The 23185-nt window shown below is 66.0% G+C and carries 22 protein-coding genes and 1 tRNA gene; 7 read left to right on the top strand and 16 right to left on the bottom strand.

Annotation, left to right across the window (positions count from 1 at the left end):
- Positions 1–201 precede the first annotated feature (201 nt).
- The 3 genes from NG900_RS09245 to NG900_RS09235 are packed head-to-tail and all read left to right on the top strand — an operon-like array spanning position 202 to position 3573.
- The gene (locus NG900_RS09245; protein ID WP_252679496.1) at positions 202–684 is read left to right on the top strand and encodes a sorbitol dehydrogenase family protein; all 483 of its coding nucleotides are present in this window, start codon (positions 202–204) and stop codon (positions 682–684) included.
- On the top strand, positions 684–2294 hold the full coding sequence (locus tag NG900_RS09240) for a GMC family oxidoreductase (RefSeq protein ID WP_252679494.1): 1611 nt from the start codon (positions 684–686) through the stop codon (positions 2292–2294). Before NG900_RS09245 ends, NG900_RS09240 begins: the two co-directional genes overlap by 1 nt.
- A 1-nt stretch (position 2295) precedes the next feature.
- A complete protein-coding gene (locus tag NG900_RS09235) occupies positions 2296–3573 on the top strand; it encodes a c-type cytochrome (RefSeq protein ID WP_252679493.1) in 1278 nt (425 codons plus the stop codon).
- Between the two features lie 28 nt (positions 3574–3601).
- Here NG900_RS09235 and NG900_RS09230 read toward each other — a convergent pair whose 3' ends face one another.
- Positions 3602–5908, bottom strand: coding sequence for an AsmA family protein (locus tag NG900_RS09230; protein ID WP_252679492.1), 2307 nt, complete (start codon positions 5906–5908; stop codon positions 3602–3604).
- Between the two features lie 81 nt (positions 5909–5989).
- Here NG900_RS09230 and tcdA point away from each other — a divergent pair, with 81 nt between their 5' ends.
- A complete protein-coding gene (gene tcdA / locus NG900_RS09225) occupies positions 5990–6889 on the top strand; it encodes a tRNA cyclic N6-threonylcarbamoyladenosine(37) synthase TcdA (RefSeq protein WP_252679490.1) in 900 nt (299 codons plus the stop codon).
- Positions 6890–6910: 21 nt separating this feature from the next.
- Here tcdA and NG900_RS09220 read toward each other — a convergent pair whose 3' ends face one another.
- From NG900_RS09220 to trxA, 4 genes are all read right to left on the bottom strand, one after another.
- Complete coding sequence (locus NG900_RS09220; protein ID WP_252679488.1) at positions 6911–7234, bottom strand: thioredoxin family protein; 324 nt, start codon at positions 7232–7234, stop codon at positions 6911–6913.
- A gap of 58 nt (positions 7235–7292) precedes the next feature.
- The gene (locus NG900_RS09215; protein ID WP_252679835.1) at positions 7293–7697 is read right to left on the bottom strand and encodes a bacteriohemerythrin; all 405 of its coding nucleotides are present in this window, start codon (positions 7695–7697) and stop codon (positions 7293–7295) included.
- A 94-nt stretch (positions 7698–7791) separates the two neighbouring features.
- On the bottom strand, positions 7792–8457 hold the full coding sequence (locus NG900_RS09210) for a DsbA family protein (protein WP_252679487.1): 666 nt from the start codon (positions 8455–8457) through the stop codon (positions 7792–7794).
- An 8-nt stretch (positions 8458–8465) separates the two neighbouring features.
- Positions 8466–9311, bottom strand: a complete 846-nt coding sequence (gene trxA, locus NG900_RS09205; RefSeq protein WP_252679483.1) for a thioredoxin — start codon at positions 9309–9311, stop codon at positions 8466–8468.
- 188 nt (positions 9312–9499) lie between these two features.
- On the opposite strand from trxA, the gene NG900_RS09200 reads away from it, so the two are divergent.
- The gene (locus NG900_RS09200) at positions 9500–11206 is read left to right on the top strand and encodes a long-chain fatty acid--CoA ligase (RefSeq protein ID WP_252679481.1); all 1707 of its coding nucleotides are present in this window, start codon (positions 9500–9502) and stop codon (positions 11204–11206) included.
- Positions 11207–11247: 41 nt separating this feature from the next.
- Here NG900_RS09200 and NG900_RS09195 read toward each other — a convergent pair whose 3' ends face one another.
- The 5 genes from NG900_RS09195 to NG900_RS09175 form a co-directional block, all read right to left on the bottom strand.
- Positions 11248–12042, bottom strand: a complete 795-nt coding sequence (locus NG900_RS09195; protein ID WP_252679479.1) for an ankyrin repeat domain-containing protein — start codon at positions 12040–12042, stop codon at positions 11248–11250.
- An 11-nt stretch (positions 12043–12053) separates the two neighbouring features.
- A complete protein-coding gene (locus NG900_RS09190) occupies positions 12054–12794 on the bottom strand; it encodes a gamma-glutamylcyclotransferase (protein WP_252679478.1) in 741 nt (246 codons plus the stop codon).
- 135 nt (positions 12795–12929) lie between these two features.
- Positions 12930–13005 (bottom strand) — tRNA-Cys (locus NG900_RS09185).
- A gap of 64 nt (positions 13006–13069) precedes the next feature.
- Complete coding sequence (locus tag NG900_RS09180) at positions 13070–13420, bottom strand: FKBP-type peptidyl-prolyl cis-trans isomerase (RefSeq protein WP_252679477.1); 351 nt, start codon at positions 13418–13420, stop codon at positions 13070–13072.
- 36 nt (positions 13421–13456) lie between these two features.
- Complete coding sequence (locus NG900_RS09175) at positions 13457–14008, bottom strand: YaeQ family protein (protein WP_252679476.1); 552 nt, start codon at positions 14006–14008, stop codon at positions 13457–13459.
- A 183-nt stretch (positions 14009–14191) separates the two neighbouring features.
- Here NG900_RS09175 and NG900_RS09170 point away from each other — a divergent pair, with 183 nt between their 5' ends.
- Complete coding sequence (locus tag NG900_RS09170; protein ID WP_252679475.1) at positions 14192–17023, top strand: DUF2339 domain-containing protein; 2832 nt, start codon at positions 14192–14194, stop codon at positions 17021–17023.
- A complete protein-coding gene (locus NG900_RS09165) occupies positions 17020–18342 on the top strand; it encodes a DUF3999 domain-containing protein (RefSeq protein WP_252679472.1) in 1323 nt (440 codons plus the stop codon). Before NG900_RS09170 ends, NG900_RS09165 begins: the two co-directional genes overlap by 4 nt.
- A 74-nt stretch (positions 18343–18416) precedes the next feature.
- On the opposite strand, the gene NG900_RS09160 is transcribed toward NG900_RS09165, so the two are convergent.
- The 6 genes from NG900_RS09160 to NG900_RS09135 form a co-directional block, all read right to left on the bottom strand.
- On the bottom strand, positions 18417–18800 hold the full coding sequence (locus NG900_RS09160; RefSeq protein ID WP_252679470.1) for an MAPEG family protein: 384 nt from the start codon (positions 18798–18800) through the stop codon (positions 18417–18419).
- 76 nt (positions 18801–18876) lie between these two features.
- On the bottom strand, positions 18877–19098 hold the full coding sequence (locus tag NG900_RS09155) for an RNA-binding S4 domain-containing protein (RefSeq protein WP_252679461.1): 222 nt from the start codon (positions 19096–19098) through the stop codon (positions 18877–18879).
- A 16-nt stretch (positions 19099–19114) separates the two neighbouring features.
- Entirely contained in the window at positions 19115–19678 is a 564-nt protein-coding gene (locus tag NG900_RS09150; RefSeq protein ID WP_252679459.1) for a YceI family protein, read from the bottom strand.
- Between the two features lie 56 nt (positions 19679–19734).
- Positions 19735–21498, bottom strand: coding sequence for a glutamine--tRNA ligase/YqeY domain fusion protein (locus tag NG900_RS09145; protein ID WP_252679458.1), 1764 nt, complete (start codon positions 21496–21498; stop codon positions 19735–19737).
- A 30-nt stretch (positions 21499–21528) separates the two neighbouring features.
- The gene (locus NG900_RS09140; RefSeq protein ID WP_252679457.1) at positions 21529–21681 is read right to left on the bottom strand and encodes a hypothetical protein; all 153 of its coding nucleotides are present in this window, start codon (positions 21679–21681) and stop codon (positions 21529–21531) included.
- A complete protein-coding gene (locus NG900_RS09135) occupies positions 21678–23180 on the bottom strand; it encodes a tripartite tricarboxylate transporter permease (protein WP_252679455.1) in 1503 nt (500 codons plus the stop codon). The genes NG900_RS09140 and NG900_RS09135 overlap by 4 nt, the downstream gene beginning before the upstream one ends.
- Between the last annotated feature and the right edge of the window lie 5 nt (positions 23181–23185).

Here is a 23185-nt window from a genome sequence, read left to right as displayed (position 1 = left end):
ACAGCGTGTGCGGCGAGCGAACGGGCCGAGTATAGACAAACCGCGCCGGCCGCCGTTTGCTTGTACGCAAGGAGCTGGCACGGTTCGCGCTTGCCGGCAGGTTCTGGCGATCTGTTCTGCGCCGCCTATATTGGCTAGTCAAGGGCGTCCGGCCGAGGCGCCCGCCCATCCACCCCGCAGAAGTTTCAACAGGATGTCGAAATGGCCCCTTCCCATTCTCCTGACACCCCTGCTGGCCTGACCCGCCGCCAGTGGCTGCAGGGCACGCTGGCGTTGGCTGCGGCCGGGCTGGTGGGCTCGCAGGTGCTGCGCGCGGTGGCCCAGGCGCCCGGTGAGCCGCTGGACGCCTTCATGGCCTTGTCACAGGCGCTGACGGCGCGGCCGGCGCTGGACCGTGCGGTTGGCACGCGGTTGCTGGCGGCGCTGGGCAAATCCAGTGCGGACTTTGCCGCGCAGCTGCGTCCGCTGGCACAGGCGCTGACCGGCGGTTCGCTCAGCGATGCGCAACAGAAGACTGCGCTGCGAATCCTGGAGGCGTGGTACCTGGGCGTGGTCGACGGCAACGTCGTCACGTACGAGCAGGCGCTGATGTACGGCGTGGTGTCCGACACCCTGGTCATCCGCACGTATTGCCCCAACCAACCCGGCTTCTGGGCCGAGCCCCCTATCGAGAGGCAAGCCTGATGCCAGATACCCAACAAGCCGATATCGTTGTGGTGGGCTCCGGTGTGGCCGGGGCGCTGGTGGCGTACGAACTGGCGCGCGCGGGCAAGTCGGTGCTGATGCTCGAAGCCGGCCCGCGCCTGCCGCGCTGGGAGATTGTCGAGCGCTTCCGCAACCAGGCCGACAAGATGGACTTCATGGCGCCGTATCCATCGACACCATGGGCGCCGCATCCGGAATACGGCCCGCCCAACAACTACCTCGTTCTCAAGGGCGAGCACCAGTTCAACTCGCAGTACATCCGCGCGGTGGGCGGCACGACCTGGCACTGGGCGGCGTCGGCTTGGCGCTTCATGCCGAACGACTTCAAGCTGCGCAGCGTGTACGGCATTGCGCGGGACTGGCCGCTCCAGTATCAAGACCTTGAGCGCTACTACGGTCTTGCCGAAGAGGCGCTCGGCGTGTGGGGGCCAAACGATGAGGAGCTTGGCTCTCCACGCAGCCGGCCATATCCGATGGCGCCGCTGCCGCTGTCGTTCAACGAACGCACGATCAAGGAAGCGCTCAACGCGCACGACGCAAGCTTCCATGTGGTGACCGAGCCGGTCGCCCGCAACAGCCGCCCTTACGATGGCCGCCCCACCTGCTGCGGCAACAACAACTGCATGCCGATCTGCCCGATCGGGGCGATGTACAACGGCATCGTTCACGTGGAGAAAGCCGAGCAGGCCGGCGCGCGACTCATCGAGAACGCCGTGGTCTTCAAGCTGGAAGTCGGCGCCAACAAGCGCATTGTGGCGGCGCGCTACAAAGACCAGAAGGGCGTCGAGCACCGCGTGGAAGGGAAGTGGTTCGTCTTGGCTGCCAACGGCATCGAGACGCCCAAGCTGATGCTGATGTCGACCAGCCAGGATTATCCCAAGGGCGTGGGCAACAGCTCTGACATGGTGGGCCGCAACCTGATGGACCACCCCGGCACCGGCGTGAGTTTCTATGCCGACCGCAAGCTGTGGCCGGGGCGCGGCCCGCAGGAGATGACGTCGCTGATCGGCTTTCGCGACGGGCCGTTCCGTGCCACGCAGGCGGGCAAGAAGCTGCACCTGTCGAACATGTCGCGCATCGAGCAGGAGACGCAGCGCATCTTCAAGGAAGGCAAGCTCATCAAGGCTGCTGAATTGAACGCGCGCATCCGCGATCAGGCCGCACGCTACGTGCAGTTCGACAGCTTCCACGAGATCCTGCCCATGCCCGAGAACCGCATCGTGCCAAGCGCGACCGAGGTCGATGCCATCGGCATCCCGCGTCCGGAGATCACGTACCACATTGACGACTACGTCAAACGTAGCGCCGTGCATACGCGGGAGGTCTACGCCACGGCGGCCAAGGTGCTCGGTGGCACCGACGTGCAGTTCCACGACGACTTCGCGCCCAACAATCACATCACCGGCGCGACCATCATGGGGGCGGATGCGAAAGACTCCGTGGTCGACAAGGACTGCCGGACGTTCGACCACCCGAACCTGTTCATCAGCAGCAGTTCCACCATGCCGACGGTGGGCACCGTCAACGTGACGCTGACCATCGCGGCGCTGGCCCTGCGCATTGCCGATCAACTGAAGAAGGAGGCGTGAGATGAAAACGATCGCTTCTTTCCTGTTGCTCTCCAGCTTGACGGCGACTGCATGGGCCAAGGACACCCCAGCCGATGCTGCGCAGATCAAACGCGGCGAATACCTCGCCATTGCTGCCGATTGCGCTGCCTGCCATACCGCGCCCGGGGGCAAGCCGTTCGCGGGCGGCTTGCCGATGCCGATTCCGATGCTGGGCACGATCTACACCAGCAACATCACGCCCGATGAGAAGACCGGCATCGGCAAATGGAGCTACGAAGATTTCGAACGTGCCGTGCGCAAGGGCGTGGATGACGACGGTGACAATCTCTATCCCGCCATGCCGTATCCGTCATACGCGAAGATCAACGATGCGGACATGCGCGACCTGTATGCGTACTTCCGCTACGGCGTACCAGCGGTGCAGAACGACCCACCGCCGAGCACGATCCGCTGGCCGCTGAACATGCGTTGGCCGCTCAAGCTGTGGAACCTGATCTTCCTCAAGACCGAGCCGTACATCCCCAGGGGCGACAAGCCGCCGACGTGGAATCGCGGTGCGTATCTCACGCAGGGGCTTGCACACTGTGGCACGTGCCACACGCCGCGCGGCTTTGCCATGCAGGAGAAGGCCATGGACGAGCGCGGCAGCGGCTACCTGGCAGGCTCCACGCTGGCGGGCTGGACGGCGTTCAACATCACCTCCGACCCGACTAGCGGCATCGGCGCGTGGAAGCCCGAACAGCTCGTGCAGTATCTGCGCACCGGCAGCCTGCCCGGGGTCGCGCAAGCCGCAGGGCCGATGGGCGAGGCGGTGCAGCACAGCTTTTCGCGCATGACGATGCAGGACGTGCAGGCCATCGCTGAATACCTGCGCACCGTGCCCGCCGTGAGCAATAACCTGGAGCGTGCGCGCCAGGACTGGGGCAAGCCCGCCACGGATGTGACGGCGCTGCGCGGCAAGCCCATCGAAACCACGATCGATGCAGCGCGCCTGTATCTCGGCAATTGCGCTACGTGCCACCAGGCGGATGGGCGCGGCACGCCAGACGGCTACTATCCGCCGCTGCTGCACAACTCCGCGGTCGGCACGCGGGACACGACCAACCTCGTGCAGGTGATCCTGTTCGGCATTGAGCGCAAGGCCGGCGATCGGCACATCGGCATGCCGGCGTTTGGGCGGCAGTTGTCCGACGAACAGCTTGCAGCGCTGACCAACTACGTCACGCGGCAGTTCGGCGACCCGGCCACGCCGCCCTTGACGGCCGAGACGATTGCGAAGCGGCGGTCGGCAAAGTAACCGGTAGCGCGACGCCGGCGGCTTTCGCTTAGCCGCCGGTTGTCATCGGATCGCGTGCGGTAGGCGCGACAGGTGCGGCAGGGCGGCTTTGGCGTTGCGGCTGTGTCGCAGCAGGCGCGCCGGATGCGGGCTGCGTCGATTTCAGATCGCCTTCCGGCGTGCGCCCCGGCTTCTTGCTGTGATACGTCTTGCCCGGCGGTGGCGCGGTGGGGCGCTGGCGCACGTCGGCGAGCAGCTTGCCGCAGGCGCTGTCCGGCGCGGGCTTGAGTTCGAGCACCGGCAACACGGCGGCCACCGGCGCGGCAAAGGCCAGTGCCACCGCACCGCCCGCGCGCAGTGCCACCACCGCCGGGTTGATCGACACATCCGGATGCTTGTACGTGCCCTTCACATACAGCGGCGTGCGCAGCGAAAACACACGCAGGCCCTTCGAGTCCGGATGGATGGTGAAGTCCAGCGCTTCCTGCTTGAAGCTCGTCGAGCCGGTCACATCGATGACGGCATCCTGCGTATCCACCACGAACGTGCGCGCCTGCGCCAGCCCATCGCTCACGGCAAAGTCGCCGGCCGCACAGTTGATGGTGACCTGCTTGTCGCCGAAAAGCTTGGTGAGGATCACGTTGGCCACGTTCAACCCCATGGCCTCCAGGATGAATTTGCTGATGGTGCCTTGCTCGACCAGGAGCTTCACTTCGCCGTTGGACGAGCCGAGCAGCGCAGCCACCGAGTTGCCTGTGGCCGAGAGCCGGGCATCACCATTGATCTCGCCGACACTCGCGCGCACCGATTCGATCTTCGGAAACAATTGCTTGATCTTGAAGTGCCGTGCGGCCAGTGCTGCGCGTGCTTGCATCGGCGTGGCATGGCCGTCGACCTGGAGGTTGGAGGTGAGCGTGCCACCCGCAATGCCAAAGTTGAGCGGGTCGAGCGTAAGCACCGCGTCCTGCAGCTTGACGTGCGTGACGAGATGGTTGATCGGCAGCTCAGCGGTGTGGACGATGCGCTCGCCGGTGAACTTCACGTCGGCGTCAATGGCGTTCCAGCGGTCGGTACGGAACGGCTCGACAGGCAGCACCTTGTTGGGCGGTTGGCGGACGGTCTTGCTCTCGCCCGGGTCGGCACTGGGGTCGGCGCGCTTGGCCTTGCTGGCGTTGGAGTCTGCACCGATGATCGGGGCCAGGTCAGCAAACAGCAGCTGGTGCGAGACCAGCTCTCCCGTCAGCAGTGGACGGGGCTCGCGCATGGCAAAGGTGAGCGTGCCACCGAGGTCTGAGCCGCCCACGCGGCCGGTGAATTTTTCATAGCGCCATGTTGACCCTTGCTTGCGCAGTTCGCCGATGAGCCGGCCGCGCGTGTCGTACGGCGGCGTCTCCGGCAGCACCACGCCCGTCAGCGGATACAGCTGCGCCATGCTCGCGCCCGACAGGTGCAGCCGCAGGTCGAGCGCCGTCAGGCTGGCGGGGTTGGTGAGCGTGCCTGCCAAGTCGATGCGCGTCTTGCCGACCCGCACGTCGGCCTGCAGCGGGTAGGGCCGCTGCGCGTCTTGCAGGCGCAGCACGCCGCCGGCCTTGCCGCTACCGGTAATGGCGGCGTTGTTGTACGTGCCCTTGACCGTCCATGCAATGCCGTAAGGCTGCTGCGGATCGGGTGCGACGGGCGCTTGCGCCGTGGCTTGTGGGGCCGAGGCGCCCGAGGCGGCCGGCACTTGGGCGGGTTGGTCTTCGCCCTTGATGGCGGTGCCGTTGGCGGCTGTGTACAGCGCCTGGTTGTCGACGGTGTCGATCGTGGCAGCCAGGTGGATGCGCTTGACGTCATCGTCCAGTGCCAGCGAGCCCTTGCTGAAGGCAATTTCGCGCAGATCCAGCTTCCAGTCCGATGGCTTCTTGCCCTCCTCGTTGCCTGCGAGGTTGAACGTCCAGTTGTTGCGGTTCTGCTTGTCGCGCTCCAGCGCGATCGCAGGCGTGTCGAGCGTCACGCTCGGGATGACAATGCGATGCGCCAGCAGCGGCAGCGCCTCCAGCACGAAGGTGAGCCGCTGCACGGTGGCCACATGCGGCTGCTTGGTCCAGTCGGGGTTGCCCACCGTGATGTCGTTGGCGATCAGCCGCGGCCACGGCACATACGCGCGCCAGCCCGATTCGCCTTCGGGCTTTTTCCACGAGAGCATGAGGTCGCCATTGATGGCGAATGGGCGCCCGATGGCCTGCGAAACGCGGTCGTTCAGATAGGGCCTGGCGCGGTTCCAGTCGAACGTCAGCACAAAAATGACCGCCGCCGCCACGATGACGACAGGGGTGATGATCAGTCCGAGGGCGAGTTTGCCGGATGTACGCATCGGTTTTTTGTTGGTATTGGCACAAAAATGCGACCGCGCACGTTGTTATATAGTTCGGCGCAACCACGATTTCATTGTGTCATGAGCCAAGTAGCAATCAGCGCGCCCGCGCATCCGCCCGTCCTTGATGATGAATACGCACGCCGGTTTGGCGGCGTCGCGCGCCTGTATGGTCCGCAGGCGCTGGAGCGCTTTGCGGCGGCGCACGTGTGCGTGATCGGTATCGGGGGCGTGGGCTCATGGGCAGCCGAGGCCCTGGCGCGCTGCGGCGTCGGCAAGCTCACCCTCATCGATCTGGATCACATTGCCGTCTCCAACACCAACCGCCAGATTCACGCGCTGGGTGATGCCTATGGCATGGCCAAGGTGGACGCCATGGCCGAGCGCATCCTCCAGATCAATCCGCGTGCCGAGATCAGCCGCATCGACGATTTCGTGACCGTGGAAAACGTTGAGGCCTTGCTGGGCCATCCGTTCGATTACGTGATCGACGCTATCGACGCCGTCAAGGTGAAGACGGCCATCCTCGCGTTCTGCAAGCGCACCGGCAAGCGCGTGGTGACCTGCGGTGCAGCGGGCGGCCAGCTGGACCCGACGCGCATCCGCGTCACGGATCTTTCGCGCACGATTCAGGATCCGCTGCTGGCCAAGGTGCGGGGCAATCTGCGCCGCCAGCATGGCTTTTCAAAGAACCCGAAGGCGAAGTTCGGCGTGGATGCCGTGTTCTCGGATGAGCCGTTGCGTTATCCCGAACCCGAGCAGCAGGCATGCGCCGTTGAGGTGCCGGTGGAGTCGAGCCACGCCGGCATCGATGACCTGGCAGCGGCCGGAGCCATCGAGTTGGTCAATGCGCCGCCCGCACCGCAGCCTGCGCAGGGCCCGCAGGGACTCGCTTGCGCGGGCTTCGGTTCGTCGGTCTGCGTGACGGCGGTGTTTGGGATGGTGGCCGCGTCGACGGCGCTGCGGGCCATCAGCCAGTAGCGCCTGGGGCTGGGCGCCCGTCTATTTGGGCGCGTATTGATCCAGCTTTTTCTGGATCTGGTCGATATCGCTGCCAGCCCACGTGTCTTTCACCTGGCCCTTGTCGAACAGCACGAAGGCGGGCACGTCTCGAACGCCGTACTTCTGCGCGGCGGCATCGCTCGCGTCGACGTCGATGGTCACAAACGTGGCCATGTCGGTGTAAGCCGGCTCGAGTGTTTCGAGGTTGACCATGGCCGCCTTGCTGGGGCCGCTCCATAGGGTCATGAAGCAGGCGAGCACAAGCCGGTGTTGGGAGGCGTCGATCACGTCGGCCTGGAATGCCGCATCGTCGGTGGTCTGCATGGCAACTCCTGGTTCACGGGGAGAGGTCGTCAGACTCTACGCCACGTGGCGCGGGAGTTCAAACGGTCGCCACCGCGTTGTGCGCTTGCGCCAGATACGTCGTCATCATGCGGTCCATCACGTCCACATGCTGGGCGAACCAGGCGGGCAGTTCCGCGATCAATCTCCGCCCCAGTTCCATGTCGCCAGCCGCGGTGCGCTTGCGCACTTCATGGCACAGCGCCAGCACGTTGTCGTGCTCGCCGCGATGACAGTGGCGGGGCGGGAATTCCGCCGCGTCCATCCACGCATTTTCTTCGCTGAAGTGCACCTCGGTATGCGCGATGAAGGCATCGAGCGCGGCAATGAACTCAGCGTCCGGTGCATCGGCAACGGCGTTGAGCAATGCGCAGAACTCGGCGTGGTTGGCGTCGGTGGCGGCGTCTCCGAGGTGGAGCGCCTCTGACCATTCGATCACGGGCATGGTAGGCGGATGCGTTGGGTAGCCGAATTGGGTAGGCAAGGCCGTCAGCTTACGCGACAGCTGGCGCGCCCCACTTTGACGACGGGCAAACGTGTCATCCGGCGTCCGGTGCGGGATGCTGCTGCAGCACTTCCACCGCCCGCGCGTACAGCGCCGACGCCGGCGCATAGCCACGCCCGATCTGGTAAAGCGTGCCGCCCTGTTCGGTGAGCAGGCTGGGAAAACCGTTGATGCCCCAGCGGCGCGACAGGCGGAAGTCTTCACGGGTTTCGGCGCGCAGCGCATCCGTGTCGAACACGGCATCGAAGTGTGCCGCCTCGACGCCGTTGGCGATGGCGACTTCGCGCAACACGTTGGCCTGTGTGGTGTCGCGGCCCTCGGCGTAGAACGCGTGCTGGATGGCATGGAACAGGGTCAGCACGCGCTCGTCATCCTCAGCCCAGTGCTCGCGTGCCATGACGACGGCGCGGCAGGCGGGCTCGGTGTCGTAGACGAAACCGTCGCGGCGCATGGCGACTTCGGGCGACTGATCGAACGGCATGCCGCTGCGTTCGGCCACGGCGTGCCAGTGGTGCAGGATTTCGTCGCGCTTGTCGGCCGCCATGGGTTCGCGCTGGCCGGGGCGCAGGCCGCCCGTGATGAGCGTGACGGGCACCGGCGCGCCGAGCGTGTCGCCCAGCCGCTTGCGCAAGTCAGCCAGCTGCGGGCCAAAGCCGTAGCACCAGGAACACATCGGGTCGGCTACGTAGATCAGTCGCATGGGGGTTCTCAGTTCAGTTTTGACGCGAGTTGCCGGCGCCAGTGCGACACCGCTTGCGGCGCGTCGCGCATCATGTCGAACACCGACACCATGGTCTTGCGGGCAATATCGTCGCGGAATGTGCGGTCGCGCTCGACGATGGCGAGCAGTTGCTCCAGCGCGGCCTCGTATTGCTGGCCGGCGATGTACTGCTGCGCGAGGTCGAGCCGCGCCTGCAGGTTGGACGGCTCCGTTTCCACGAGCGCGCGCAGGGCGTCGGCATCGGGTAGCGCATCGGCACGTTCGGCCGCTTTCAGGCGCGTTTCCAGCGGCGCATAGCGCGCGTCCTGCGGCGCCTTGGGTGAGAGCAGCGCGAATTCGTCTTGCGCGGCATGCGCGTCGCCGCTGTCGAGCAGCACATTCACCAGCTCGAAGCGGGCGGCATCGAAGCCTGGGTCCAAGGCCAGCGCGTTCTGGAGTGCCTCGCGCGCGCGGGCCATCTCCCCGGCTTGGCGGGCGGCCAGCCCTTCGCGGTAGGCCACTTCGGCCGGTTGCGGAATCACGCGATCAAGAAAGGCGCGCAGTTGCGCCTCGGGCAGCACGCCGACGAACTGGTCGACCGGCTTGCCATCCACAAACGCCACCACATACGGAATGCTGCGCACATGGAACTGTGCGGACAGCTCTGGATTTTCGTCTGAATTGATCTTGGCGAGCTTCCATTTGCCCGCGTATTCGGCTTCGAGCTTTTCCAGCATCGGGCCCAGCGTGCGGCAGGGGCCGCACCACGGCGCCCAGAAATCAACCAGGACCGGGACTTGGCGAGATGTTTCGATCACTTCTTGCGCGAAATTCTGCGTGGTGACGTCACTCATCGTCGGGATTCTCCTAGGGACTTGCTACCGGCAAGCAGCGCCGGCGGGGGTGTTGTGCATTTTACTTGGGGTGGTGTGGGCTGTTTTCACCCCGCAAAAGCGTATTTCTGGGTAGCGGTTGAAAATAGAACGATCGTTCGGATACCATCAGGTAAAAACAACAACACGCAGACTTACGGAGACATGGCATGACACGACCGCACTTCCAGTTCTGGCCCCGGCGGATGCCGCACAACATCAGCTCGCCGCAAACGAGCCTTTGGTACAACCTGGAGGTGTCTGCCCGACGCTATCCGGACAAGGATGCGATCATCTTCTACGGTCGCCACACCACCTTCCGCGAGCTGCATGATGATGCGATTGCCGTGGCGGGCTGGCTGCAGCAGGTGGCGGGCGTACAGAAGGGCGACCGCGTGCTGCTGTACATGCAGAACTGCCCGCAGTTCATTGCCGCGTACTACGGCATCCTGCGCGCCGATGCGGTGGTCGTGCCGGTCAACCCGATGAACCGGCCCGAAGAGTTCAAGCACTACATCACCGATTCGGGCGCCACCACGGTCATCTGCAGCGCGGATCTCGCCGTCAACGTGACGACATCCAACGCCGAGCTGCCGGAAGCCCAGCGTACGAAGCATCTGCTCGTCACGTCCTACGCTGACGCGCTGCCCGCCACCTACGAATACCCGGAAGACGCGCCGCCTGCGTGGATCACCGCCGAGCATCCGGCGCAGCCGGGCGCCACCGACTGGAACGGCGTGCTGGCGCAGCGCCTGGTGCCCGGTCCACACACCGCCGGGCCGGACGACCTGGCCGTGATGCCGTACACGTCGGGCACCACCGGCTTCCCGAAGGGCTGCATGCACCCGCATCGCACCGTCATGCACAACGTGGTGGGCGGTTCGATGTGGTCGAGCGCCACGAAGGAAGGCGTGAGCCTGTCGATCATCCCGCTGTTCCACGTGACCGGCATGCAGTACGGCATGAACGCGCCGATCTACATGGGCTCCACGGTGGTGATGCTGCCGCGCTGGGACCGCGAGGTTGCTGGGCGGTTGATCTCGCGCTACAAAATCACGCACTGGACGAACATCCCGACCATGGTGATCGACTTCCTGGCGAGCCCGCAGCTGGCCGAGTTCGACCTGTCGAGCCTGGCCTACATCGGTGGCGGCGGCGCGGCGATGCCGCAGGCCGTGGCCGAGCGCCTGCTGAAGGATTTCAACCTGGCATACCAGGAAGGCTACGGCCTGTCGGAAACCATCGCGCCCACGCACAGCAACCCGGCCGACCACACCAAGCAGCAGTGCCTGGGCATTCCCGTGTTCAACACCGACGCGCGCATCGTCGATCCGCAGACGTTGCAGGAACTGCCAGTGGGCGAGGTGGGCGAGATCATCGTCAGCGGCCCGCAGGTGTTCCTCGGCTACTGGGGCAAGCCGCAGGCCACCGCCGAGGTCTTCATCGAATTCGACGGCAAGCAGTTCTTCCGCACGGGCGACCTGGGCCGGATGGACGAAGACGGCTACTTCTTCCTCACCGACCGCCTCAAACGCATGATCAACGCCTCTGGCTTCAAGGTTTGGCCGGCTGAGGTGGAGAGCCTGCTGTACAAGCACCCGGACGTGCAGGAGGCGTGCATTATCGGCACGCGCGATACGTATCGCGGCGAGTCGGTCAAGGCGGTGGTGGTGCTCAAGGCCCACGCCAAGGGCAAGACCACGGAAGACGACATCATCAACTGGGCGCGCGACAACATGGCCGCTTACAAGTATCCGCGCGTGGTGGAGTTCGTGGATGCGCTGCCCAAGTCCGGCACCGGCAAGGTGATGTGGCGCACGCTGCAGGAGCAGGAAAACGCCAGGAACGCGGCGGCCGAGAAACCGGCGGCAGCCTAAAGAGTGACAGTCAAGAGAAAGGGGCCAGAGTGGCCCCTTTTTTAATGTCCGCGCGCCTTGAACAAGAGTGCGCCGATGCCGTGGAAGCCGCGCTGGCGGGCATGCCGCATCGGTGTGATACCGCCGCGGTCGGGCAGGTTTGGGTCGGCCCCGCCGTCGAGCAGGATCTGCACGGTTTTCTCGTATTTGTCGCTGCCGTCGCCCAGGGCCACGGCTTCGATCAGCGCCGTGAGGCCCAGGTTGTTGGTGGCGTCGGGCGGCACGCCGGCTTTCACGAGTTCGCTCACCACTTCCACGTAACCGCGGCGTGCGGCAGGGATCAGCGCGGTGTCGCCGTCGGCGTTGGTAGCGCGCAGATTGGCGCCGTGCGACAGCGCCAGGCGCACGGTTTCGGCATCGCCCTGAATGGCGGCGAGCAGGAAGGCGCTGTTCTGTGCGTTGTCCTGCAGGTTGACGTCGGCCCCCGCCTGGATGAGCAACCGGGCCGCCGCGCCCATGTGTGCGCTCACGGCGGCGATGAGCGCGGTTCGGCCGTCGGCGTCGCGTGCCTTGAGGCTGGCGCCTTCGGCCAGCAACGCCTGGATGGCCATCGTGTTCCCGGTCTGCGCGGCGACGATCAGGTCGCGGTCACGCGTGGCGGCGTCGCTGCGGCGCGTAGGGCGCGCGTCAGGGGTGTGCGCGGCACTGGGTGTCCCCTTGGTGCTGGCGTTGGCCGCGACATGCAGGATCGGCAGATGCTGTTCCTGCCACGCATTCGCCATGTCGCCCACGGCCAGTGCCATCCCCAGCATGACGCCGATGAGCTGGTTGAGCGCGGGACGCGGGGCGATGAGCATGGCGGGCGGGTTCAGGCGCTGAGATAGGGGTCGGGCAGTGGCGCGGCGTCCGTCGTCTGCGCTGCGGCAGAGGGGGCGTTGGCGGCGTCGGTGGCTTGCAGGCGCGCCCACAGGCGGTCCAAGTACGGATCGTGCAGCCCGTTGCTGGCCAGGCCGATCAGCGTGCGCTGCAGGTACTCGCGTGCCGGGCCGTACAGCCCGACCGCTTCGCGCAGGCAGCCGACCACGCGTTCGTCGGGCAGGCGGCCGGCATAGGCCTCGTGCGCGCGGTTCATGACAAAGGCCAGCGCCAGGACGCGCTTGCCGTTGATCTCGGTCGGCAGCCAGCGCGGCAGGTAGGCGCCGGTCAGCATCTCGCGGCGCCAGAGCACGCGGAATTCGTGCTCCGCATGCTCGCGCGGCACGCGGAAGGCCACGCCCCGGCAGCTGCCGCCACGGTCCAGGCCGAGCACCAGCCCTGGGTTGTCCCAGGTGCCACGGTTGATGCGGGAATAGAGATAGAAGCCGCGGTGGTATCCATGCACCGTGGCGCGGGCGGCCTCGGTGTGGAAGATCATCGGGTTCCAGATGAGCGAGCCGTAGCCGAACACCCAGGCGTCCTGGCATTCGCCGGGCGCAGCCGACAGCCGCGCGAGCGTCGATGCAAGCGACGCTTCCAGCGCAGCCTCGGTCAGCAACGACGACGCGACGGGCGAATCACCCAGGGCGGCGCGCAACCGGTTCTGTTCGAGATCCTCTCGGGTGACGGCCATGTCGCAAGCATAGAGCAATCGTTACGAGCGGTCACGCGGGCAGGCGAACGATACCCGGGAAACAGGGCGTTGCGAGGCTGGGGAACGTTTGACTATGGCGCGGCCGCAACGGTAGACGTGTCGAGACCGGAAAACTGGAGGCGGGGGAACGGAATTGAACCGTCTTATACGGCTTTGCAAGCCGCAGCATTGACCACTCTGCCACCCCGCCGGGGGAGGCGGCTTGCGATGCACCGTGTGACGCATCGCAAGCAGGGCGCGATTCTAGCGCAGGATCAGACTTCCAGCAGGTCGACCTCAAAAAGCAACGTTGCGTTCGGGGGGATCACACCGCCCGCGCCGCGTGCGCCGTAGCCCAGGGCCGCCGGAATGATCAGCTTGCGCGTGCCGCCGACCTTCATGCCTTGCACGCCTTCGTCCCAGCCCTTGATGACGTGGCCGGCGCCCAGCGGAAAGGCGAACGGGTCGTTGCGGTCCTTGCTGGAGTCGAACTTGCGGCCGGCCTGGCCGTTTTCGTACAGCCAGCCGGTGTAGTGCACGGTGACGTATTTGCCGGCCGTGGCTTCAGCGCCGTCGCCGATGACGACGTCTTCGTATTGCAGGCCGCTTGCAGTGGTAGTGGTCATGGTGAGCCTCGTGAGTGGGCGTGGGTGAGAGCGGGCTCAGGCAGCCTGGGCGGCCTTGAGCGTTTCGAGCTGGACGTGGACATTGTCCGCGTCGTTGGCGATCCAGATGTCGCCGTCCTGGATGGTGACCTGCAGACGCATGGTGCGTTTCACCATGGCGGCCAGCGCGGCGACGGTGTCCGCAGCAACTTCGTACACCGACAGGTTGGTAAAGCGCGTGACCTTGGTTTCGGTCTGCTGCCACCACACGCGGCTGGCATTGCCGCTATAGGTATATACAGCGACCTGCTCGGCGCGGTTGCATGCCTTGCGGATGCGGGTTTCGTCGGGGTTGCCGAGGTCGATCCAGAGTTCGATGGCGTCGGTCAGGTCGCGCTGCCAGAGCTCGGGTTCATCGGGTTCGGACAGGCCGCGCGTGAAGGCGAGCGCTTCGCTGGCGTGGCGGGCGAAGGCGAGCACGCGCACCATCATGCGTTCGTCGTTCTCGCTCGGATGGCGGGCGACGGTCAGCGCGTGGTTGCCGTAGTAGTGGCGATCCATGTCGGCGATCTGCAGATCGACCTTGTAGATCGTGGATTTGAGGGCCATGCGGGTGGTCGGCAGGTTGGTCGGAAGATAGGCCGTTTTTGGCAAAGCGCGCATTGTCGCACGGGCCGATGATGCTTTCGACGGGGGCTGGACGCATTCCCATCGGCGGCGCTTTGCGGTATACGAGCGGTGCGTGCGCTAGTCGGCGCATGTTTTTCCTATCCAAACAGGACAATCAGAACGATGCGTTGGATATTCGGAATCGTGGGGATGCTGCTGGGAGGCCTGTCGGGAGGCGTCGTCGGGGCGTTCGCTGGGGCGCTGATCGGCCTGGGGCTGGCGTCGCTGATCCTGTATATGGACAAGCGAGCGAGCGCGCAGTGGGCCAACCCGCCGGGTGCACCGGATGCCCCGCAGGGCCGCGTGCCCGTGCAAGCGCCAGCAACGCCCGCCCAGGCCACGCTGCAGGAGCGCGTGGCGCGCCTGGAGCACGAAGTTTCGCTGCTGCGCCGGCAGATGGCTGAAATCCGGGGGGGAGCGGCTGCTGCGCCCGCCGCCGCTGGCGAGGTCCCGCAGGCCGTGCCGCCGCACGCCGTGGCTGAGACATTGCCGCCGCTGCCGGTGGCGGTTCCTCTGCCCCCTCCTCAGCCTGTTCCTCAGCCTGTTCCCGCCCCTGCGCCAGTTTTGGCTCCGCACCAGCCCGACTGGGTCGAGCGCGCCGTGGGCGCCGCACGCGACTGGCTGCTGGGCGGCAACAGCGTGGTGCGGGTCGGCATCCTGATCCTGTTCTTCGGCGTGGCCTTCCTGCTCAAATACGCGGCGGACAACAGCCTGCTGCCGGTCGAATTCCGCCTGGCCGGTGTGGCAGTGGGTGCGATCGTGCTGCTGGGCATTGGCTGGCGCTTGCGCGACAAGCGCCCCGGCTATGCGCTGGTGCTGCAGGGTGGCGGCGTCGGCGTGCTGTATCTGACGGTGTTTGCGGCCACGCGCATGGTGCCGCTGCTCTCGCCGGGGATGGCGTTTCCGCTGCTGGTGCTGATCTGCGCGCTGGCCGCCGGGCTGGCAGTCAGGCAGAACGCACCGGCGCTGGCCTTTACCGGCAGCGCGGGCGGTTTCCTGGCGCCTATTCTGATCTCCACCGGTCAGGGCAGCCACGTGGCGCTGTTCAGCTACTACGCGCTGCTCAACGCGGGCATCTTTGCGATTGCCTGGTTCCGGGCGTGGCGGGCGCTGAATCTGCTGGGCTTTATCTTTACGTTCGGCATTGCCACGGCGTGGGGCGTGCTGCGCTACCAGCCGGCATTGCTGGCGAGCACCGAGCCGTTCCTGATTCTGTTCTTCCTGATGTATGTGGGCATTGCGCTGCTGTACGCGCTGCGCCGCCATGTCAGCCTCAACCACTACGTCGACGGCACGCTGGTGTTCGGCACGCCGCTGGTGGCAATGGGGCTGCAGGCCGGGCTGGTGCACCACATTCCGTTTGCGATGGCGTGGAGCGCGACCGCGTTGGCGGCGTTCTATCTGCTGATTGCCGGATGGCTGGCGCCCAAGCGCGCCAATCTCGGTTTGCTGTTCGAAGCGATGTTCGCGCTGGGCGTGATCTTCATCACGCTGGCCATTCCGCTGGCCTTTGACGGGCGCACCACGAGTGCGGTGTGGGCGCTGGAAGGTGCAGCCGTGGTGTGGCTGAGTGTGCGTCAGCAGCGTCGCTTGACGCTGGCGGCGGGCCTGCTGCTTCAAGTGGCGGCGGGCGCGGCCTTTGCGTTGGGCGCGGCGTTCGATTGGTCACCGCAGACTGGCTGGCCGGTGCTCAATAGCCGCTACATCGGCGGGTTGCTGATTGCGCTGGCGGGCGTGTTCAGCGGTTGGCGCCTGCACGGCAAGGCGGAGGCGCGTGCGTGGTTGAAGGCTGCGCCGGTGGTCGGCATCGTTGCGTCGGTGTGGGGTTTGCTGTGGTGGCTCGGCAGCGGCAGCAACGAGATCGACCGCTGGGCTTGGCGCATTGCCACCAAGACGGTCGACCGGCCGGACATTCCGCTGTACGCCGCCTTTGCCGTGCTGACGGCGTGGGCCGCGCATGGCCTGCGTCGCAAGCTGGAGTGGGCGCTGGCCGAGTGGCCGGCCCTGGCGTTGTCGCCCGCGCTTGCCCTGGTGTCGCTGGCCGCGATCGAACACTGGGCACCGTCGCCGCTGGCCGGCTGGGGCGGGCTGGTGTGGATTGCGGCCGTGGTGCTCGCTTTCGTGCTGCTGCGCTGCCAGGAGCGCGACGTCAAAGATGGCACGCTAGCACCGCTGCACACCGTGCTGTTCTGGCTGATCTGCGGCGTGCTGGCCACCGAAGGCTACTGGCGTCTGGATGCATATGTGCCCGAAGGTATGTGGAGCTTTGCCGCCTGGGCCTACGCCTACGGTGCGCTGCTCGCCCTGCTGGCCGGCGCCGGTTGGCGCATCCGCTGGCCGATCGCCCGCTTCGAGCGCGCCTACCTGCTGTGGGGAGCGGCACCGCTGGCCGCGCTGCTGTGGCTGTGGAGCCTGGTCAGCGCCGCCAGCGACGGCAATGCCGCACCGCTGTTCTATCTACCCATCCTGAACCCGCTGGACGTGGCGCAACTGCTGGTCTTCCTGGCCATTGTGCTGTGGATGCGCCGCGTGGCGTTGCAGAAGCTCGTGCCCGAGCCGATGGTGATCGGTTACGCCGTCGGCGCGACGCTGTTCATCTGGGCCAATGCGGTGCTGTTGCGCACGCTGCACCACTGGGCGCATGTGCCGTACACGTTGGATGACCTGGGCGACTCGATGCTGGTGCAGGCGTCGCTGTCGATGTTCTGGACGGTGCTGGCGCTGGCGGTGATGGTGTTTGCCACGCGGCGTGCCAGCCGCGCGCTGTGGTTTACCGGCGGGGCGCTGCTGGGCGTGACGGTGGTGAAGCTGTTCCTGTTCGACCTGTCGCGCGTGACGGGCGTCGAGCGCATCGTGTCGTTCATCGCGATTGGCGTGCTGCTGCTGTTGATCGGCTACCTGTCGCCGCTGCCGCCCAAGCCAAAAGCCGAGATCGAACCCAAGGAGGTTCTGTGAAGACCGTTGTATTTGCGATGGCTGCGGCGTCGCTATTGTCCGCGCCGGCCTGGGCGGAGCGCTTTGCGCTGACCGGCACGCCAGGCGCTGCCTACTACGCCGTCACGCTCAATGAAGACGTCTATGCGCACGCGCACGAGACCAGCCTGGCGGACCTGCGCATCCTCAACGGCGACGGCGAGCCCGTGCCGTTCACCATCGAGGTGCCGCGCGACCCGGCACCGCAGGCGCGCACGCAGCAAGACGTGCACTGGTTCGCAACGCCCATCGACGATACCCAGAAGCCTGGGACTACCGGTGTGGTGCTCGGCGCCGATGGCGTGTTGCGGGCAACCGGGGCGCAGCCGGCCCAGGCCTCTGTTCGCGCATGGCTGGTCGACCTGAGCCAGCTACATGACACGGTGACGGCGCTGGTCGTGGCGCTGCCGGCAACGGAATTCCAGAGCGGCGTGAGCGTGCAAGCCAGCGATGACTTGCAGCACTGGAGCCCCGTCGCCCAGGCCACGCTGTTCCGCCTGTCCAACCAGGGCAGCACGCTGGTGCAGGACCGCATCGAATTTACCGGCTTGCGCGCGAAGTACCTGCGCCTGACGTGGCAGGGCAAACCACCCGCGCCGGATGCCGTGCGCGCGGAGGTGGCCGCTGGCGCTCCCGTGGCGCCCGTCGACAGCGCCATCCAGTGGCGCACCGGTCTTGCCCCCGTGCAGACACCCGCCGCCGGCGACTACCAGTTCGATACCGGCGGGGTGTTCCCGGTCGAGCGCGTGAAGATTCATCTGCCCCAGACCAACACCGTCGCACAGGCCACCCTGTATGCGCGCGCCGATGCGCAGGCACCGTGGCGCCCGGTCACCTCTGCGCGCCTGTTCCGGCTAGCCGGTGCGGGCGGCAAGGGCGAGCAGGAGAATGCGCCCATCATCGTGCCCGCCACGGGCGAGCGTTATTGGCGCCTGCAGGTCGATACGCGCAGTGGTGGCCTGGGCGCGGGTGCGCCGCAGATGGCGATCGGCTGGCGACCGGCCACGGTCACGTATGCAGCGCGCGGCAACGTGCCGTTCATGCTGGCGGTGGGAGAGGTGGCACGCGGCGCTCCTGTGGCACGCGCGGATCTGCTGGCCGGGGCGTCGCCCGCGGTGGCACCGGCGCAGCTTGGCGCGATGAGCGAGTCACCGGCCGATGCACTCAAGGCGGAGCCGCCTGGCGGCCGCACACGCCAATGGGTGCTGTGGGGCGCGCTGGTGGCAGCGGTGGCGGTGCTGGGCGGGATGGCCTGGCGGCTGTTCCGCACGCCGGCCGCCCCGCCCGATGCGTCGCCGTAATCCGCACCGACTGTCAGACCCCCCAAAAAAGACGGCGCCCCCTGAGCGCCGTTTTTTGATGGCAGAGCGGTAGCTCAGTGCACAAAGGCCGGCTGCACGAACAGCGCGATGGTGATGCCATAACCGGCCAGCCACATCAGCGAGCGCGGCATGGCCCAGTCGGCGAAATAGCAGGCCGTGTACAGCAGCCGCGCCACGATGAACGCGATGGCGAGCAGGTTGATGCGGTCGATCACGCCGCCCCCCAGGATGGCCACCAGCACGGCCACCGCAAAAAACGGGAATGCCTCAAAATGATTTTGCTGCGCGGCGTTTGCACGCGCGGAAAAGCCGGTTTGCTGAGCAAGCCAGGCGCGCGGGTTGTTGTGGTCGTACTTCTGGCCGCTGGCCTTGGACAGGGCCGCACACACGAGCGGCAACACGCCCGCAATCAAGACGCACCAGAGTGCGATCGGCATGGTCAATCTCCTGGAATGATGAGAACGATGAACCGCCGCACGCTATCACGCGGCGTGTTTTCAAACACCTACCGTGCTACTCGGCTTCGTGCACGGCGATGCGCACATCGCCCAGCATCACCACCTGGCCCGCGCGGATCTTGGCCGTCTTGCGCAGCTCCGGCTGGCCATCGACGGTGACGGCCCCATCAGCGACGACCGCCTTGCCGGCGCCCCCACTGTCGACCACGCCGGTGAGCTTGAGCAGCTTGTGCAGCTCGATGTATTCGGTGGTCAGGGCGAAATCGATATTGGGCATAGAGGGATGGCGTGGTTTATTGAGGCGTGGCTTCCACGCTGATGTCGAGGTCGACGCGGTCGCTCACATCCGGCAGGAAGCGCGTCATGCCGAAGGCGCTGCGGGCGATGGCGAGGTGGAAGTCGCCGCCGCAGACGTGGCGCGTGCTGCCGGGCATCTTCTCGTCGCCGCAACTGAAGCGGCGTACGTCCAGCCGCACGGGTTGCGTCACGCCGTGCAGGGTCAGCTTGGCTTCGATGGCGACGAGCTTGCCGCCTTCCACGACAAAGCGATCGCTGCGCAGGCGGATGACCGGAAACTGCAGGGCGTCGAGAAACTGCTCGGATTTCAGCACGCCATCGAGCACGCGCAGGCGCGTGTTGATGGAGGCTGCATCGACAGTGAAATCGAAGCCGCCTTGTTGGGCGCCTTCATCGAAATTGATGGCGCCGTCGATCTTGTCGAAGCGGCCGCGCATCGTGGTGCGATCGAAATGCGACGCGCCGAAGTAGACCGATGTGTGCGTCAGGTCCGGCGCGTACGTCCCCGCGAAGGCAGGGGTGGCGAGCAGCCCGGCCAGCAACAGAATCCATGCACGCATGATGCCTCCTTGCGCAGAGGCCCACGCAGGCATGGGCCCGCATTTGGCCCCGATCTTTATTTGCCCCAGCTGTCCTTCAGGCCGACCACTCGGTTGAACACGGGCTTGCCCGGTTGCGAGTCGATGCGGTCAGCCACAAAGTAACCGTGGCGCTCGAACTGGAAGCGGTCTTCCGGCTTGGCCGTTGCCAGCGTCGGCTCCAAGTAGGCCTTGACGATCTTCTTGGAGTCGGGGTTGAGGGCATCCAGGAAGTTCTTGTCGCCCGAGTCCGGCTGCGGGTCGCTGAACAGGCGGTCGTACAGGCGCACTTCGGCCTCGAGTGCGTGCGCGGCGCTTACCCAATGGATGTTGCCCTTCACCTTCACGCTGTCAGCACCCGGCGTGCCACTCTTGGTGTCCGGGATGATGTTGGCGTGCACGGCGGTGACGTTGCCGTCGGCATCCTTGTCGCAGCCGGTGCATTCGATCACATAGCCGTAGCGCAGGCGCACCTTGTTGCCCGGGAAGAGGCGGAAGTAGCCCTTGGGCGGCGTCTCGGTAAAGTCTTCGCGCTCGATCCACAGCTCACGCGTGAGCGGGAATTCGCGGCGGCCGAGTTCGGGCTGCTTCGGGTGCACGGGGGCCGAGCAAGGCTCGTTGAAATCCGCCGGCACGTTATCGAGGATCAGCTTGACCGGGTCCAGTACGCCCACCGAGCGCGGCGCACGTGCATCGAGGTCGTCACGCACGGCGCCTTCCAGGATGCTCATGTCGATCCAGCTGTCGGCTTTGGACACGCCCACGCGTTCGCAGAACAGCTGGATCGATTCCGGCGTATAGCCGCGGCGGCGGATGCCCACCAGGGTCGGCATGCGCGGGTCGTCCCAGCCGTCGACGCGCTTTTCCGTCACGAGTTGCAGCAGCTTGCGCTTGCTGGTGATGGCGTAGGTCAGGTGCAGACGCGCGAATTCGTACTGATGCGGCAGCGCGTTGGTGACCGCCCCGGGCAGCACGCCGGCATCGCGCAGCTGGTCGAGCACCCAGTCGTACAGCGGGCGGTTGTTTTCGAACTCCAGCGTGCACAGCGAATGCGTGATGTTCTCCAGCGCATCGGAAATGCAATGCGTGAAGTCGTACATCGGGTAGATGCACCACGCGTCGCCGGTGCGGTGGTGATGCGCGTGGCGGATGCGGTACAGCACCGGATCACGCATCACGATGTTCGGCGCGGCCATGTCGATCTTGGCGCGCAGGACGAGCTCGCCATCCTTGTACTTGCCGGCGCGCATGTCGCGGAACAGCGCGAGGTTTTCGTCCACCGAACGATCGCGGAACGGCGACGGCGTGCCTGGCCGGGTGAAATCACCACGGTTGGCGGCGATCTGCTCGGCGCTCTGGCTGTCAACGTAGGCCACGCCGCGCTGGATCAGCACTTCGGCAAAGCCGTAGAGCTGTTCGAAGTAGTCGCTGGCGTAGTAGAGGTGCTCGCCGCCGGCGTCGCTCCACGAGTAGCCGAGCCAGTGCACGGCGTCGATGATGGAGTCAACGTATTCGGTGTCTTCCTTGACGGGGTTGGTGTCGTCAAAGCGCAGGTGGCAGCGGCCGTTGTAGTCGCGGGCCATGCCGAAGTTCACCCAGATGCTCTTGGCGTGGCCGATGTGCAGGTAGCCGTTGGGCTCCGGCGGGAAGCGCGTAACCACCGGCGGAATCGGCTGGCCGGCGGCGTCCTTGCGATTGGCGTAGGTGCCTTGTGCGAGGTCGCCGTCGATGATTTGGCGCAGGAAGTTGGACGTGGGGGCGGCGGCAGTCGACCCGTTGGCGGTGGCGTTGTCTTGGCTCATGGGGGTGCGTGATTCGGCAATCCCATGATTTTACCGTGCCCGGCGGTTGAGGCTGCCGGATGCCATGTGCGCCGCGGCCAGACCGTCGAGCGCCGGTGCGTGCAATAGCGCATGGGATGCGGTGAGGGGCTGCTGACGCAACTGCACGATCTGGATGGCGCGGCCGGCGTCGGACAGCGTCATTCTTCCTGAAACGCTTCCTCCCGCTTGCGCTTGATGGCGGGCAGCGCCACCAGCAGCACCAGGATGCCCGCCGCAATCAGCAGCCCCAGCGACAACGGCCGCGTGACGAACGTGGAGAAATCCCCGCGCGAGAGCAGCAGTGCACGGCGGAAGTTCTCTTCCATCATCGGCCCCAGCACGAAGCCGAGCAGCATCGGCGCCGGCTCGCAGCGCAGCTTGACGAACATGTAACCAATCAACCCGAAGACGGCCGTCTGGAAGATGTCGAACGTGGTGTTCGACACCGAATACACACCGATGCAGCAGAACACCAGGATGGCCGGATACAGGAAGCGATACGGCACCTTCAGCAGCCGCACCCACACGCCGATCATCGGCAGGTTCAGCACGATCAGCATCAGGTTGCCGATCCACATCGAGGCGATCAGGCCCCAGAACAGCGCGGGGTTGCTGGTCATCACCTGCGGCCCGGGCTGGATGTTGTGGATGGTCATCGCGCCCACCATCAGCGCCATCACCGCGTTGGGCGGAATGCCCAGCGTGAGCAGCGGGATGAACGACGTCTGCGCCGCCGCGTTGTTGGCTGATTCCGGCCCCGCCACGCCTTCGATGGCGCCCTTGCCGAACTCGTGCGAATAGCGCGAGGTCTTCTTCTCCAGCGAGTACGACGCGAACGACGCCAGCGTTGCGCCGCCGCCGGGCAGAATGCCGAGCACCGAACCGAGCGCTGTGCCGCGCAGCACGGCCGGGATCATGCGCTTGAAGTCCTCGCGGCCGGGCCAGAGATTGCGCACGTGGTCGATGAAGGTTTCGCGATGCTCCTTCTGCTCCAGGTTGGCGATGATCTCGGCAAAGCCGAACACGCCCATTGCTACCGAGACGAAGTTCAGCCCGTCGGCCAGCTCCGGCACGTCGAACGAGTAGCGCGCGGTGCCAGAATTCACGTCGGTGCCGACCAGGCCGAGCAGCAGGCCCAGCACGATCATCGCAATCGCCTTGATGAGCGAACCCGAGGCCAGCACCACCGCGCCGATCAGGCCCAGCACCAGCAGCGAGAAATATTCCGCCGGCCCGAAGTTGAACGCGAACTCCGACAACGGCGTGGCAAACGCGGCCAGCACCAGCGTCGCCACGCAGCCGGCAAAGAACGAGCCGAGGCCGGCAGTCGCCAGCGCCACGCCCGCGCGCCCGCGCCGCGCCATCTGGTAGCCATCAATGGTGGTCACCACCGACGACGATTCGCCCGGCAGGTTGACGAGGATGGCCGTGGTGGAGCCACCGTACTGCGCCCCGTAGTAGATGCCCGCCAGCATGATGAGCGCGGCCACCGGCGGCAGCGCATACGTGGCCGGCAGCAGCATCGCAATCGTGGCGATGGGGCCCAGGCCCGGCAGCACGCCAATCAGCGTACCGAGCACGCAGCCGATGAACGCGTAGATCAGGTTCTGGATCGAGAGCGCAGTCGAAAAGCCGAGCGCGAGATTGGCAAAGAGGTCCATGGCGT

Source organism: Ralstonia soli, assembly GCF_023955655.1.
Lineage (GTDB): Bacteria > Pseudomonadota > Gammaproteobacteria > Burkholderiales > Burkholderiaceae > Ralstonia > Ralstonia soli.
This window is presented reverse-complemented; position numbering and strand designations above follow the sequence as displayed.

Coding starts and splice junctions, on each gene's coding strand:
- NG900_RS09235 (WP_252679493.1), top strand. CDS start 2,296: ATGAAAACGATCGCTTCTTTCCTGTTGCTCTCCAGCTTGACGGCGACT.
- NG900_RS09160 (WP_252679470.1), bottom strand. CDS start 18,800: ATGCCGATCGCACTCTGGTGCGTCTTGATTGCGGGCGTGTTGCCGCTC.
- NG900_RS09175 (WP_252679476.1), bottom strand. CDS start 14,008: ATGGCCCTCAAATCCACGATCTACAAGGTCGATCTGCAGATCGCCGAC.
- NG900_RS09180 (WP_252679477.1), bottom strand. CDS start 13,420: ATGACCACTACCACTGCAAGCGGCCTGCAATACGAAGACGTCGTCATC.
- NG900_RS09215 (WP_252679835.1), bottom strand. CDS start 7,697: ATGCCCGTGATCGAATGGTCAGAGGCGCTCCACCTCGGAGACGCCGCC.
- tcdA (WP_252679490.1), top strand. CDS start 5,990: ATGAGCCAAGTAGCAATCAGCGCGCCCGCGCATCCGCCCGTCCTTGAT.
- NG900_RS09145 (WP_252679458.1), bottom strand. CDS start 21,498: ATGAGCCAAGACAACGCCACCGCCAACGGGTCGACTGCCGCCGCCCCC.
- NG900_RS09190 (WP_252679478.1), bottom strand. CDS start 12,794: ATGGCCGTCACCCGAGAGGATCTCGAACAGAACCGGTTGCGCGCCGCC.
- NG900_RS09150 (WP_252679459.1), bottom strand. CDS start 19,678: ATGCGTGCATGGATTCTGTTGCTGGCCGGGCTGCTCGCCACCCCTGCC.
- NG900_RS09135 (WP_252679455.1), bottom strand. CDS start 23,180: ATGGACCTCTTTGCCAATCTCGCGCTCGGCTTTTCGACTGCGCTCTCG.
- NG900_RS09195 (WP_252679479.1), bottom strand. CDS start 12,042: ATGCTCATCGCCCCGCGTCCCGCGCTCAACCAGCTCATCGGCGTCATG.
- NG900_RS09245 (WP_252679496.1), top strand. CDS start 202: ATGGCCCCTTCCCATTCTCCTGACACCCCTGCTGGCCTGACCCGCCGC.
- NG900_RS09140 (WP_252679457.1), bottom strand. CDS start 21,681: ATGACGCTGTCCGACGCCGGCCGCGCCATCCAGATCGTGCAGTTGCGT.
- NG900_RS09210 (WP_252679487.1), bottom strand. CDS start 8,457: ATGCGACTGATCTACGTAGCCGACCCGATGTGTTCCTGGTGCTACGGC.
- NG900_RS09240 (WP_252679494.1), top strand. CDS start 684: ATGCCAGATACCCAACAAGCCGATATCGTTGTGGTGGGCTCCGGTGTG.
- NG900_RS09155 (WP_252679461.1), bottom strand. CDS start 19,098: ATGCCCAATATCGATTTCGCCCTGACCACCGAATACATCGAGCTGCAC.
- trxA (WP_252679483.1), bottom strand. CDS start 9,311: ATGAGTGACGTCACCACGCAGAATTTCGCGCAAGAAGTGATCGAAACA.
- NG900_RS09230 (WP_252679492.1), bottom strand. CDS start 5,908: ATGCGTACATCCGGCAAACTCGCCCTCGGACTGATCATCACCCCTGTC.
- NG900_RS09220 (WP_252679488.1), bottom strand. CDS start 7,234: ATGCAGACCACCGACGATGCGGCATTCCAGGCCGACGTGATCGACGCC.
- NG900_RS09200 (WP_252679481.1), top strand. CDS start 9,500: ATGACACGACCGCACTTCCAGTTCTGGCCCCGGCGGATGCCGCACAAC.
- NG900_RS09170 (WP_252679475.1), top strand. CDS start 14,192: ATGCGTTGGATATTCGGAATCGTGGGGATGCTGCTGGGAGGCCTGTCG.